The 12,522-nt window shown below is 70.2% G+C and carries 11 protein-coding genes; 3 read left to right on the top strand and 8 right to left on the bottom strand.

Annotated features, from left to right (window positions below):
- Window positions 1-366: 366 nt before the first annotated feature.
- Window positions 367-1,521 carry a dimethylmenaquinone methyltransferase gene (locus tag MFF06_RS21865; RefSeq protein ID WP_238208162.1) on the top strand — a complete coding sequence of 385 codons (1,155 nt, stop codon included), beginning with the start codon at window positions 367-369 and terminating at the stop codon, window positions 1,519-1,521.
- Between the two features lie 211 nt (window positions 1,522-1,732).
- On the opposite strand, the gene lptB is transcribed toward MFF06_RS21865, so the two are convergent.
- The 8 genes from lptB to MFF06_RS21905 form a co-directional block, all read right to left on the bottom strand.
- Window positions 1,733-2,578 (bottom strand): LPS export ABC transporter ATP-binding protein, encoded by an 846-nt coding sequence (gene lptB, locus MFF06_RS21870; protein WP_238208164.1) that lies wholly within the window; start codon window positions 2,576-2,578, stop codon window positions 1,733-1,735.
- Window positions 2,579-2,586: 8 nt separating this feature from the next.
- Window positions 2,587-3,243 (bottom strand): LptA/OstA family protein, encoded by a 657-nt coding sequence (locus tag MFF06_RS21875; RefSeq protein ID WP_238208166.1) that lies wholly within the window; start codon window positions 3,241-3,243, stop codon window positions 2,587-2,589.
- Window positions 3,240-3,992 (bottom strand): LPS export ABC transporter periplasmic protein LptC, encoded by a 753-nt coding sequence (gene lptC / locus MFF06_RS21880; RefSeq protein WP_238208168.1) that lies wholly within the window; start codon window positions 3,990-3,992, stop codon window positions 3,240-3,242. The genes MFF06_RS21875 and lptC overlap by 4 nt, the downstream gene beginning before the upstream one ends.
- A 207-nt stretch (window positions 3,993-4,199) precedes the next feature.
- Window positions 4,200-6,038, bottom strand: a complete 1,839-nt coding sequence (htpG, locus tag MFF06_RS21885) for a molecular chaperone HtpG (protein ID WP_238208170.1) — start codon at window positions 6,036-6,038, stop codon at window positions 4,200-4,202.
- A gap of 128 nt (window positions 6,039-6,166) precedes the next feature.
- Window positions 6,167-7,021, bottom strand: a complete 855-nt coding sequence (gene nadC, locus MFF06_RS21890; RefSeq protein ID WP_238208172.1) for a carboxylating nicotinate-nucleotide diphosphorylase — start codon at window positions 7,019-7,021, stop codon at window positions 6,167-6,169.
- Window positions 7,022-7,031: 10 nt separating this feature from the next.
- Window positions 7,032-8,552, bottom strand: a complete 1,521-nt coding sequence (locus tag MFF06_RS21895; protein ID WP_238208174.1) for an L-aspartate oxidase — start codon at window positions 8,550-8,552, stop codon at window positions 7,032-7,034.
- Complete coding sequence (gene nadA, locus MFF06_RS21900; RefSeq protein WP_370876613.1) at window positions 8,549-9,562, bottom strand: quinolinate synthase NadA; 1,014 nt, start codon at window positions 9,560-9,562, stop codon at window positions 8,549-8,551. The genes MFF06_RS21895 and nadA overlap by 4 nt, the downstream gene beginning before the upstream one ends.
- A 263-nt stretch (window positions 9,563-9,825) precedes the next feature.
- A complete protein-coding gene (locus MFF06_RS21905) occupies window positions 9,826-10,650 on the bottom strand; it encodes an aldo/keto reductase (protein ID WP_238208178.1) in 825 nt (274 codons plus the stop codon).
- Window positions 10,651-10,858: 208 nt separating this feature from the next.
- Between MFF06_RS21905 and paoA the strand changes: the two genes are divergently transcribed.
- Together paoA and MFF06_RS21915 are read left to right on the top strand one after the other, a co-directional pair.
- Window positions 10,859-11,521, top strand: a complete 663-nt coding sequence (gene paoA / locus MFF06_RS21910; protein ID WP_238208180.1) for an aldehyde dehydrogenase iron-sulfur subunit PaoA — start codon at window positions 10,859-10,861, stop codon at window positions 11,519-11,521.
- A gap of 10 nt (window positions 11,522-11,531) precedes the next feature.
- Window positions 11,532-12,506, top strand: a complete 975-nt coding sequence (locus MFF06_RS21915; protein WP_238208182.1) for an FAD binding domain-containing protein — start codon at window positions 11,532-11,534, stop codon at window positions 12,504-12,506.
- Window positions 12,507-12,522 lie beyond the last annotated feature (16 nt).

The following is a 12,522-nucleotide window of genomic DNA, read 5'->3' on the forward strand; positions in this document are numbered from 1 at the left end:
TCGGCTTGGCGTCGCCCCGGACGCGGGCGCCCACGTCGCCGGAGGGCAGGCTCGCCAGGGTCTGCCCGGCAGCGGCCGCGCCGCCCACCAGGGCGACGGAGAGGAAGGCGGTGGCGGCGAGGCGGCGCAGCAGCGTCGAAGCCGCACCTCGTACCGTGGAAGCCGCGAACACCATCGCCAGGACCCGACTATTAAGCTCTCGTTAACGAAAGCTCTCACGTCGCGGGGCTTACGGCAATCGGGCACTTAGCAAAAGGTTAATCCTGTGGGCGATGGGGATTGCCGACGGATGCGTCTTCCCGGCTCGCCTGCGGCGCCCTGTCGGCGTACAGACGGGCGAATTCCCTCCACGGAGACGTTCCGCGCGTGCGCCTGACCCAGCTGACCCACCACGACCTCGACGGATACGGCGCCTCGACGGTGGCCTCCGCCTGTGCCGACGTCTCCCGGATTGTCCACATCTCCCGCTACAGCGACGTCGGACCGGTGCTCGAGGACGAGGTGAAGCGCCTCGGCAAGACGGGGGAGGCCGAGACCCTGCTGATGACCGATCTCGGATTGGAGGAGCAGACCATCGCCGGATTCAAGCGCTTTGCCGCCATGAACCGCCGCCGCGAGGGCGAGAAGCACCGCCTCGTCGTCCTCGATCACCACGCCTCCTCCCTCGACCAGCTCGGGCGGCAGGGTTTCGAGCCCGCCCCCGTCTTCGGCCGTGAGGGCCTGCTCCAGGCGGAGATGGGAGACCCCGCCATGACGGTGCTGGTCGATCAGGATTCCTGCGCCACGGCCATGACCTTTGCGCACCGCGCCCTGTTCGCGAGCCGCGAGCCGGAACGGCCCGAGGATCTCGCCGCGCTCATCAAGGCCGTCGATGCCCTCGACCTGTGGCGCAAGGAGTCGCCGGACTTCCCCGGCGGCACCGCCGTCGACGAGATCTTCTGGGACAACGCCACCAATCTCGTCCCGCCGGGCCATCCCTGGCACGACCGCTTCGTCTCCGCCCTACTGATGGCCGCCGCCGCCCGGCTCCGGGAGGGCGCGACGCCCGCCGAACTGGAGCGGGACGCGGTGGCCATGCGCACGCGCATCGCCGACGCGCTCCTCACCGATGCCCCCGACGACGAGCCCAGCCAGACCACCCGCGCCCGCCTCGCCCGGGCGCTCGCGCGCTCCGACACCCTGTTCCACGCCCTCAAAGACGGGACGCTCCTGTCCTTCGGGCTCGATTCCGGCACCTTCCAGCGCGTCTCCGACCGGATCATGGAGGCGGGCCGGGCCAAGCGCGTGGTGAACGTGCAGCGGGTCGGGACGCTGTCCTTCCGCTCCATCGACGGCACGGCCCTCGACGGCGCCCGCCTGTTCCGGGGCGGCGGACACCGCGACGCGGCGGGCGGACGCCTGCCGAGCGGGTCGGCCTATTCCCTGGCCGACGCCATCGCCCAGGTCGAAACGGTGCTGAACCCGGAGAAGCCCGCAGGCTCGGACAGTCCCTTCGCCGCGCTGAAGAACTGGAAGAGCTGAGGCGCTCTTCTCATCATAACGGCGGGGGTCGCCCGGCGGATTGCTGGAGCGTTTTCGGGGAGACCTCGATCATACGCCGCCCCCGTCTTTGCGAGCGTCAGCGAAGCAATCCAGGGCAGCGGGACCTGACCGAACGTGGCGGATCCCTGGGTTGCTTCGCTTCGCTCGCAAAAACGGTCAAGCAGGCGATCCGGATGAAACCGAAATCGCTCTAAAGCCGGAAATCCTCGCCGAGATACAGCCGCCGCGCGTCCGGGTTCGCAACGATCTCCTCGGGCGTGCCCTCGGTGAGGATGCGCCCGGAATGGGCGATGTAGGCGCGGTCGATAAGGCCCAGCGTCTCGCGGACGTTGTGGTCGGTGATAAGCACGCCGATGCCGCGCTGTTTGAGGTGCTTCACCAAATCCTGGATGTCGCCCACCGCGATGGGGTCGATGCCCGCGAAGGGCTCGTCCAGCAACATGAAGGTCGGCGACGAGGCCAGCGCCCGCGCGATCTCGCAGCGCCGCCGCTCGCCGCCGGAGAGCGCGATCGAGGGCGACTTCCGCAGGCGCGCGATGTCGAATTCCTCCAGCAGAGATTCGAGCTTGCGCGCCCGCGCCTTCCTGTCGGGCTCGGCGACCTCGAGGACCGCCTTGATGTTGTCCTCCACCGAGAGGCCCCGAAAGATCGAGGCTTCCTGCGGCAGGTAACCGATCCCGAGGCGCGCCCGCTGGTACATCGGCAGGTGCGTGATCGGCAGGCCGTCGAGGGTGATGTGCCCGCGATCCGCCGTCACCAGCCCGGTGATCATGTAGAAGATGGTGGTCTTGCCCGCACCGTTCGGCCCCAGCAGGCCCACGGCCTCGCCGGTGCGGACGGTGAGCCCCGCCTCATGCACCACCGTGCGCGCGCCGTAGCTCTTGCGCAGGCCGCGCACGCTCAGGATGCCGGGACCGCCGTCGAAGAGGGGGTTGCCGGCATCGGCTTGGGGTTCGGTGACGGGCCGTGCCTTGCGGCCGAACAGCCGTCCGAGCAGCGAGGGACGGCCCGCCCCCGCTCCGGCCTGGAATGTCACGGAGGCACTCAATCGGCTTGGGCGCGGGGCTTCACCGGCGGGGTCGCGCAGCCCTTCGCCTTCGTGTCCTTGCCGTCAGACTTCTCGCCGGGGACGAACATCGCCGAGACGCGCCCGCCCGCCACCGGATCCATGTTCGCCCGGCCGGTGCTCATGTCATACACGAGCCGCTGGCCGCGGGTGACGTTCTGGCACTGGCTGAGGACGACGTTGCCGGTGAGCACGACGCGCTTGGCATCCTGATCGAACACCGCGTGGTCCCCGGTGGCGACCTGATCCTTCTGCGTCACGGTGACGGGACCGGCGCACTCCACCTTCTTGATGCCGTTCTCGCCCGGAGCCTTCGGCGCGGCCTCCTGCCCCCCCGCGTCGCCCTTGTCCTTGTCGCTCGCCTCCCTGCCGCGCTTGTAGAACACGGTCATCGAGGAGCAGCGGATCGTGCTCTCGCCCTGCACGGCGACGACGTTGCCGGCGAAGATCGCCTTGTTCTCCTTGTCGAAGACGTCGAGGCGGTCCGCATCGATCTTGATCGGGTCCTTGCCGCCGCCGCCGATGGCGCCGAATCCGGAGGGCGCATCGGACTTCGCGGCCTTCTCGGCCATGGCGGGGGCGGCGAAGGCGAGGCAGGCGGCGAGCGTCGCGGAGAGCAGGCGGGCGGCGATCATCTGCGGATTTCCACGGGCATGGCGTCCGTGGTGCGCACGGCCGCGGTCTCGGGCGTACCCGCAATCTCCTTACCGGCCCCCTTGGCCTTGTCGAGGGTGTCCGGGTTGATGACGACGCGGACGTTGCCGATGAACGAGATCACCTTGCCGTTTTCCACCACGTCGAGCCCGTCGGCATCCACGGTGCCCTTCTGGGTCGTGACGGTGACGGGATCCTTCGACACGATGGAGCCGGTCTTGAAGGCGATCGCCGCCGTCTTGAGGCGGGCTTCCTCGCCCTTGTCGGTCCAGACGCGCACGTCGTCCTTCAGGTCGAGGGCCTCGCGGGCGCTGTCGAACAGCCCGGTGGCCGCCGAGAGGCGCGCCATGCCGCCGTCGTCGTCGGTCGCCACATGGCCGCGCATCTGTTCCAGCTCGATCTGGCTGGGCTTGCGCACGTCCTGCAGGGCGGCGGCGGCGGTCACCTCGTAGGCGCGCGTGCCCTTGCGGAAGCCGGACAGGCGCGGATTCTCCATCCGCACCTTGGACCCGGCCAGGGTGACCGGGCCGACCGAGACGCCCGGCAGGTTCGCGGCGAAGGGATTGAACAGGTGAGCGAGCAGCAGCGCCGTGGCGCCGCCTGCGACCACGGGGATCAGCCGCCGCAGCCAACGCACATGGGTGCTGTGGCGGTAGGCGCGGGCATGAATGCGGCTACGGACGGCGCTGAGCGCCTGTCCAGTCCCGGCTTCGGCCTCGACGAGAATCATGCCACGTCCGATGGGCGGGGATTTGAGGATCCGCGCCGGAGTTGAGGTTCGCGCCTGCGGCCCCCACCGCGCCCGCGCTTTCACCGGGGGCATGCCCCCGGCCAATGGCGAAGTTATGACCCCCACGTTTCCGAATGATCAACCGCGGGAGCCGCCGCAGCGGGTGCCGTGGCGCACGCCCGGCGACGGCTCCCCCCGTTTGTCAGGTCACTCCCGACGACCGTGGGCCTGTGCCAGGGCGGAGGAGACCCGCCGGGCGAAGGCTGCGGGGTCGCGGGGGCTGTCGCCGTCCTGGATGCGGGCGAGGTCGAACAGCGTTCCGGCGGCCTCGGCCGCGTCCGATTCGGGTGCCGCCGCGAGGGCGCGAATCAGCGCGTGGCGCGGGTTGAGCTCGAGGGTGGGCTTGCCCGCCCCGCTCGCCCGCCCGGCCCGCCGCAGCAGGCGCTGCATTTGCAGGTCCGGGCCGCCGCCCGCCGAGAGCACCACCGCGCTGTCGACCAGCCGGTCCGTGACCCGCACGTCGGACACCTCCTCGGCCAAGGCGGTCTTCACCGCCGCGACAAAGGCGTCGATCCCCTCTGCCGGCTCCGCCTCGCCGCCCTCGGGGGCGAACTTCGACAGGTCGAGGTTGCCCTTGGTGACGGAGGTCAGCTTCTTGTCCTCGAAGCTGCCGAGCTGCTCCGGCCAGAAGGCATCGACGTGGTCCGACAGGAGCAGCACTTCGAGGCCGCGGGCGCGGAAGCCTTCGAGCTGCGCCGAGGACTTCAGCGCCTCGACGTCGTCGGCCACGAGGTAGTAGATCGCCTCCTGCCCGTCCTTCATGCGTGAGATGTATTCGGCGAACGACGTCCAGCCCTCCACGGCGGAGGAGCGGAAGCGAAGCAACGGGGCGATCTCGGAGCGGCGCTCGAAATCCTCGTAGATCCCCTCCTTGAGGACGGGGCCGAAATTCTCCCAGAAGCTCTCGTAATCCTCGTTCTTCTTCGACCGGGCGGTGAGTTCGCTGACGACCCTGCCCGTCACCGCCTTGCGGATCTTGGCGAGTGCGGGGGTCGATTGCAGCATCTCGCGGGAGACGTTGAGGGGCAGGTCCTCGGTATCGACCACACCCTGCACGAAGCGCAGCCACGGCGGCAGCAACTCGGCCTCGTCGGTAATGAACATCCGCCGGACGTGCAGGCGCACCTTGCTCTGCCGCTCGTTCTCGATCGGCTGGAAGGGCTTCATGCCCGGCACGAAGAGAAGCGCGGCGAAGTCGAGCTGCCCCTCGGCCCGCCAATGCAGAGTCGCCCAGGGCTTGTCGAAGTTCATACCGACCGAGCGGTAGAATTCGGCGTACTGCTCCTCGGTGATCTCGGATTTGGGCTTGCGCCACAGGGCCGTGCCCTGGTTCGCAGCCTCCTCCTTGCCCTCGTTGACGATGGCGACGGGCACGGTGATGAAATCCGCCCACTTCCGCACGAGGTGATCGAGGCGGTAGGGCTCGAGGTATTCGTCGGCGTCGTCTTTCAGGTGAAGGACGATGTCGGTGCCGGGCTCCACGCGCTCGGCCGGCTCCAGCGTGTAGCTGCCCTGTCCCTCGGAGGCCCAGGTCCAGGCCTCGTCCGCGCCGACCTTGCGGGACGTCACCGTCACGCGGTCGGCCACCATGAAGGCGGAATAGAAGCCGACGCCGAACTGGCCGATCAGGCTCGGCCGGTCCTCGGCCTTCGCGGCCTCCAGGCTCTGCGAGAAGGCGCGGGTGCCGGAGCGGGCGATGGTGCCGAGGCTGGAGGCGAGATCCTCCTTCGCCATGCCGATGCCGGCATCAGAGATCGTCAGCGTCCGGCCTTCCTTGGCGGGGGTGATCCGCACCTTGGCGTCCGGCGGCAGCGCGCTCGATGCGCTGGTCAGCGCCTCGAATCGGCGCCGGTCCATGGCGTCGGCGGCGTTGGCCACGAGTTCGCGCAGGAAGATTTCGCGGTCGGAGTAGAGCGCGTGCACGACGAGGTCGAGGAGGCGACCCACCTCTGCCCCGAATTCGTGCCGCTCGATCGTCTCGCTCACGGAAGAACCTCCCGGTCTGGTTCAGGAATTGGCGCCGCGCATCTACGCGTGAGCGCCGCGGTTTTCAATGCGGGTGCAATCCACAGCCCGTCATTGGTTCGCTCTGCCAGCGAGAACGGGGCCGCGTCTCAGGCCGCGTCCAATCCCAGATCGATAATCGCCGCCGAGTGGGTGATCCAGCCGCAGGAGATCAGGTCCACCCCGGAGGCCGCGACGGCGCCGACCGTCTGAACGGTGATCCGGCCCGACGCCTCCGCGAGGGCGCGCCCGTCGATCAGGCCCACGGCCTCCCTCAGCGTGTCCGGGCCCATGTTGTCGAGGAGCACGGCATCGACGCCGATGGACAGCACCTCATTCAACTGGTCGATCGTGTCGACCTCGCACTCGATCTTCACGAGGTGCCCCGCCCGCGCCTTGGCCCGTTCGATCGCCGCCCGGACGCCGCCCGCCACGGCGATGTGGTTGTCCTTGATGAGCACCGCGTCGTCGAGGCCGAAGCGGTGGTTCGAGCCGCCGCCCGCCCGCACGGCGTGCTTCTCCAGGGAGCGGAGGCCCGGCGTGGTCTTGCGGGTGCAGACGATGGACGCCTTGCCGTGGGGGCGTGCGGCCTCGACCAGCCCGTTCGTCGCCGTGGCGACGCCCGACATCCGGCAAAGCAGGTTCAGCGCCACGCGCTCGGCGGTGAGGACGGCCCGCGCCGGCCCGTCGAGGCGCAGCACCACGTCGCCGGGCGACACCCGGGTGCCGTCGCCCCGCTCGACGGTGACCGACACCTCGGGATCCACCAGGGCGAAGGCGATGGCGGCGGCATCGGTGCCGGAGATCACGCCGTCCTGGCGGGCGGCGATGACGCCCCGCATCCGGGCACCCGGCGGGACGGTGGCGTCGGTGGTGATGTCCCCCGCCCGGCCGAGATCCTCGACCAGGGCGGCGCGGACGATGGGCTCCACGAGGAGGCGCGGCAGGGGCAGCAAGTCGCTCATCGGACCGTTCTCACTCCGCGGCCATCGGCAGGCCGGCCATCGGGCAGGTGGCGATGTCGTCCTGCGCCACCGTCGCCTCGGTGTGACAGGGCAGGCTCTGGTGCGGATGGTCGCTGCGCCAGTGGGCACCGCGACTTTCCTCGCGGGCGAGGGCCGCGCGGGCGACCAGGGAGGCGACGACGGCCGCCTCGCTCGTCTCCGCCATCGGAGCGAGGGCGGCGACGGCCTCCCGCAGGCCGGCCTCCTCGCGCACCACGCCCACCCGCGTCTCCATCAGGCCGCGGATCGCCGGGAGATCTCCCCCGCGCCGGTCCGCGACGGGCTCGGGCATAGCGGGGCCGGGGGGCGGTGCATCGAGCCCGTCCGCGATGAAGCCCGCATAGGCGAGCCCTTCGAGGAGGGAGTTGCTGGCCAGCCGGTTCGCCCCGTGCAGGCCCGTGGAGGAAACCTCGCCGCAGGCATACAGGCCGGGCACGCTCGAAGCGCCGAAGGCGTCCACCTTCACCCCGCCCATGTGGTAGTGCGCCGCCGGACGGACCGGGATCGGCTGCGCCGCGGGATCGATGTCGACCGAGGCGCAGAGCGCTGCCACGGTGGGAAACCGCGTCGCCATGGAGGCGCCCAGCGCCCCGCGCGTGTCGAGGTAGACGGTCCGGCCCCGTTGCAGGGCCTGGAAGATGCCCCGCGCCACCACGTCCCGGGGAGCGAGGTCGCCGCCCGCGATGCCCGCCATGACGGGAGCGCCGGTCTCGTCGATCAGCCGCGCGCCTTCCCCCCGCAGCGCCTCGGTGGCCAGCGGCATCGGATCGCGGCCCGCCGCGATGGCGGTGGGGTGGAACTGCACGAACTCCATGTCGCGCATCACCGCCCCGGCGCGGGCGGCGAGCGCCAGCCCGCCGCCCACCGCGCCCGGCGGATTGGTGGTGGAGGCGTAGAGTCCTCCGAGGCCGCCCGTGGCGAGGACGACCGCGCGCGCCGGGATGCGGAAGCGGGCGCCGTCGCTCTCGGCGACGATCCCCGCCACCGCGCCGTTCCCGTCGCGGAGCAGGCCGACGGCCCGCGCCTCGACCACCTCGACGGAGGGCGCGAGGCGTACAGCCCGAACGAGGGTGTCGAGCACCCGCGCGCCGGTGGAATCGCCGCCGGCGCGGACGATCCGGCGGCGGCTGTGGGCCGCCTCCAGGCCCAGCGCCAGGGCACCCGCCTCCGTGCGGTCGAAGGGCGTCCCGAGATCGACGAGCCATTCGATCAGGCGGGGGCCTTCGGCGGCGATGCGCAGGGCGACGTCGGGCTCGGTGAGCCCGGCGCCGGCGGTCAGGGTGTCCTGCGCGTGCAGGCCGGCGGAATCGTCTCCGGCGATCGCGGAGGCGATGCCCCCTTGCGCCCAACCGGTGGCGGTGCCGAGGCCGAGGGGGGACGCGGTGACGAGCGTCACGGGGCGCGGCGCCAGCCGCAGGGCGACGCTCAGGCCGGCGACGCCGCCGCCGACCACGACCACACGGTCGGACGGGTTGCGCGAGAGGGCGTTCATCGCGTCCTCACCGCAAGCATCCGCTCCACCGCCGCCCTCGCCCGGTCGGCGAGCGCCGGATCGACCGTGACCTCGTGGGTCAGCGTCTCCAGGGAGCGACGGATGTTGGACAGGCTCATCCGCTTCATGTGCGGGCACATGTTGCAGGGCTTGATGAACTCGATATCCGGGTTCTGCGCCGCGATGTTGTCGGCCATCGAGCACTCGGTGACGAGGACGACCTGCGACGGGCGCTTCTGCACCACGAAGTCCATCATCATGGCCGTCGAGCCGGAGAAGTCGGACTCGGCCACCACGTCCGGCGGGCATTCCGGGTGCGCGATCACCGTGACGCCCGGGTAACTCTCGCGGACGTCGCGGATGTCGGCGGGGGTGAAACGCTCGTGCACCTCGCAGTGCCCGGCCCAGGTCAGGATCTCGACGTCCGGCACCTCGGCCTGGACGTTCTGCGCCAGGAACTCGTCCGGGATCATCAGGACGCGTGGGGCATTGAGCGAGCGCACCACGGCCACGGCGTTACCGCTCGTGCAGCACAGGTCCGACTCCGCCTTCACCGCCGCCGACGTGTTGACGTAGGTCACGATCGGCACGCCCGGATACTTTTTCCGCAGGCCGCGCACGTCCTCGGCGGTGATCGAATCCGCCAGCGAGCAGCCCGCACCCATGTCCGGGATCAGGACCGTCTTCGAGGGGTTCAGGAGCTTGGCCGTCTCGGCCATGAAGTGCACCCCCGCCAGCACGATGACGTCGGCATCGACGGTCACGGCCTCCCGCGCCAGGGCGAGGCTGTCGCCCACGATGTCCGCCACCGTGTGGAAGATCTCCGGCGCCTGATAATTGTGGGCCAGGATCACGGCGTTGCGTTCGCGCTTGAGGCGCAGGATCGCCTCGATGTCGGGCGCGAGGGCGGGCCACTCGATCGCCGGGACATGGCGGCTGACCCGGGCGTAGAGGTCGGGCAGCGGCAGGGCGCCGGGGATGCGGGCAGCGGGTGCGACGGTCGCCGTCATGGCGTCCTCCATTATGCTCACTTTGAGCATTGCGCCGCCTAACTTATGGGGCCGGGGACCGCCTGTCTAGATATGCTAGTTTTGAGCATAAACCTTTTGCGACGCGAATTTGACGGTGCGCTGCAGCATGGCCGTCGTGGGTCGCGCCCCACCGCTCCTGAGTCGCCGTGAGCCTAGCCCAGCGCCCGGACGGGGTGGGGCACACGTGTCGGAAAATCACCGGTCGTCATCGCCAGCGCAGCGAAGCCATGACGACCGGTCGCTCAGCAGAACGTTGCCGGGTCCGGCCCGATCCGGCCGTCCTTCCGGTCGAGCGCCGCGATCCTGTCCAGCTCATCGGCGGTCAGCTCGAAGTCGAACAGCGAGATGTTTTCCACGATTCGCTTCGGGTTTGCGGACTTCGGGATCGCGATGCATCCGATCTGCGTGTGCCAGCGCAGGATCACCTGAGCGGGGGTCTTCCCGTGGCTGTTCGCGATGGCCTCGATGGTGGGATCCTTCAGCTCCTGGCCCCGGCCGAGGGGGCTCCACGACTCGGTCACGATCCCGCGATCCTTGTCCGCCGCACGCCCGTCCCGGCGCTGGAAGTAGGGATGGAGTTCGATCTGGTTCACGGCGGGCGTCACGCCGGTCTCACCCACCAGCACGGCGAGGTGTTCCTCTGTGAAGTTGGAGACGCCCAGCGAGCGGATCTTCCCCTCGTCCCGCAGCCGGATCATCGCCTTCCAGGTTTCCACGAAGAGCCGCCGCTGCGGGCAGGGCCAGTGGATCAGGTAGAGGTCGACATAGGTGAGCCCGAGCTTCGAGAGGCTTTCCTCGAAGGCCCCGGCGGCGTCGGGTCCCTGCCGGTCGTTCCAGATCTTGGTGGTGAGGAAGATCTGGTCCCGGGGCACTTCCGCCTCGCGGATGCCGCGCCCGACGCCGGCCTCGTTGCCGTAGGCGGCGGCGGTGTCGATGAGACGGTAACCCGCGCCGATGGCCTGCCTGACGAGGCCCGGCGCCTCCGCCTCCGGGATCTGCCAGCACCCGTAGCCGATCTGCGGGATCGACCGACCGTCGTTCATGGTCAGCGTCGGGATGGTCGCCATGCCGGTCTCTCCGGAGTGTCGGGGGATGGAGCCCTCAACTGTGGTGCCGCGCCGCGTGGTCCAGCCCGGGCCGTTCTTCCAGGCGGCCCCTTGCGCCGATCCGGCGCAGTCTGGAGCGGATCCAGGGTACGCGGCGCCGCGTTGGGCCACGGTATTCCAGACGGGGCTGCGCGCGACGCACGGTCCGTCTCGTGAGCGGGGTCTCAGAATGACGGATCACTCCGCGGGCAAGCCCGCCGGGCCGACGCGTCGGGCCGTGGTGGAAGGATGCGCCCTTGTCGGCGCCTTCGGGATGAGCGGCGGACTCGGCGCCGCGCAGGCGCGGGCTGCCACGCCTGCGCCGGGCGATCCGCCACCGCAGACCATGCCCGTGCGGCTCACGGTCAACGGGAGCGCCCGCGACCTCGTCCTCGATACGCGGACGACGCTCCTGGACGCGCTGCGCGAGCACCTCGCCCTGACGGGGTCCAAGAAAGGCTGCGACCACGGCCAGTGCGGCGCCTGCACGGTGCTGGTGGATGGCCGCCGGATCAATTCCTGCCTGACGCTTGCGGCGATGCACGAGGGCGACGAGATCACCACGATTGAGGGCCTCGCCCACGGCGAAACGTTGCATCCCGTGCAGGCGGCCTTCATCGAGCATGACGGCTTCCAGTGCGGCTACTGCACACCGGGGCAAATCTGCTCCACCATCGGCATGCTGAAGGAGGTGAAGGACGGCTTCCCCAGCCACGTCACCGACGACCTGACGGCAAACGCCTCCCTCACCGACGCGGAGATTCGCGAACGCATGAGCGGGAATATCTGCCGCTGCTCGGCCTATCCCAACATTGTCGCGGCGATCCGCGATTCCTCCGGCTCCAGCCTGTGAGGGGCGCGCCATGAAAGCCTTCACCTACGAGCGCCCCGCCACCGTCCAGGAGGCGGCGCAACTCGCGGCCGACCGGCCGGACGCGCGCTTCATCGCCGGCGGCACCAACCTCCTCGACCTGATGAAATTGCAGATCGAGACGCCTGCGACCCTGGTCGACGTCAACCGCCTGCCCCTCGCCAAGGTCGAGGAGACGTCCGAGGGTGGCCTGCGGATCGGTGCGCTGGTGCGCAACGCCGACCTCGCCGCCCATCCCAGGGTGCGCAAGGACTACGCCGTCCTGTCCCGCGCCCTGCTGGCGGGGGCCTCGGGCCAGTTGCGCAACAAGGCGACCACGGCGGGCAACCTGCTCCAGCGGACCCGTTGCTACTACTTCTACGACACTGCCATGCCCTGCAACAAACGCGAGCCGGGCTCCGGCTGCGCCGCCATCGGCGGGTTCAACCGCATCATGGCGGTGCTCGGCACCAGCGACCAGTGCATCGCCACCAACCCGTCCGACATGAACGTCGCGATGCGCGCCCTCGACGCCACCGTCGAGACGATGGCGCCGGACGGGACGACGCGGGCCATCCCCATGGCCGATTTCCACCGGCTTCCGGGCGACACGCCGCAGACCGAGACCGATCTCCGCAAGGGCGAGATCATCACCGCCGTGACCCTGCCGAAGCCCGTCGAGGGCGTGCACATCTACCGCAAGGTGCGCGATCGGGCTTCCTACGCCTTCGCCACGATCTCCATCGCGGCGGTGATCGCCGCGGAGGGGGCGGGCAAGGTCCGCGCCGCACGCCTCGCATTCGGTGGGCTCGCGCACAAGCCGTGGCGCGTGGCACAGGCCGAGGAGGCGCTGGTCCGCACCGGCTCCGCCGACACCGCCGCCGACGCGGTGCTGAAGGGCGCGCGCGGCTACGGCGCCAACGACTTCAAGATCCCCCTCACCCGCCGGACCCTGCGCGCCGTCGTGGCGCAGGCCACCCGTACCTGACGCCGAACGCAGGACA

This window comes from Methylobacterium aerolatum (genome assembly GCF_022179085.1).
Taxonomy (GTDB): Bacteria; Pseudomonadota; Alphaproteobacteria; order Rhizobiales; family Beijerinckiaceae; genus Methylobacterium; species Methylobacterium aerolatum.

Coding starts and splice junctions, on each gene's coding strand:
- paoA (WP_238208180.1), top strand. CDS start 10,859: ATGACGGATCACTCCGCGGGCAAGCCCGCCGGGCCGACGCGTCGGGCC.
- nadC (WP_238208172.1), bottom strand. CDS start 7,021: ATGAGCGACTTGCTGCCCCTGCCGCGCCTCCTCGTGGAGCCCATCGTC.
- MFF06_RS21875 (WP_238208166.1), bottom strand. CDS start 3,243: ATGATCGCCGCCCGCCTGCTCTCCGCGACGCTCGCCGCCTGCCTCGCC.
- MFF06_RS21915 (WP_238208182.1), top strand. CDS start 11,532: ATGAAAGCCTTCACCTACGAGCGCCCCGCCACCGTCCAGGAGGCGGCG.
- MFF06_RS21895 (WP_238208174.1), bottom strand. CDS start 8,552: ATGAACGCCCTCTCGCGCAACCCGTCCGACCGTGTGGTCGTGGTCGGC.
- lptC (WP_238208168.1), bottom strand. CDS start 3,992: ATGATTCTCGTCGAGGCCGAAGCCGGGACTGGACAGGCGCTCAGCGCC.
- nadA (WP_370876613.1), bottom strand. CDS start 9,562: ATGACGGCGACCGTCGCACCCGCTGCCCGCATCCCCGGCGCCCTGCCG.
- MFF06_RS21905 (WP_238208178.1), bottom strand. CDS start 10,650: ATGGCGACCATCCCGACGCTGACCATGAACGACGGTCGGTCGATCCCG.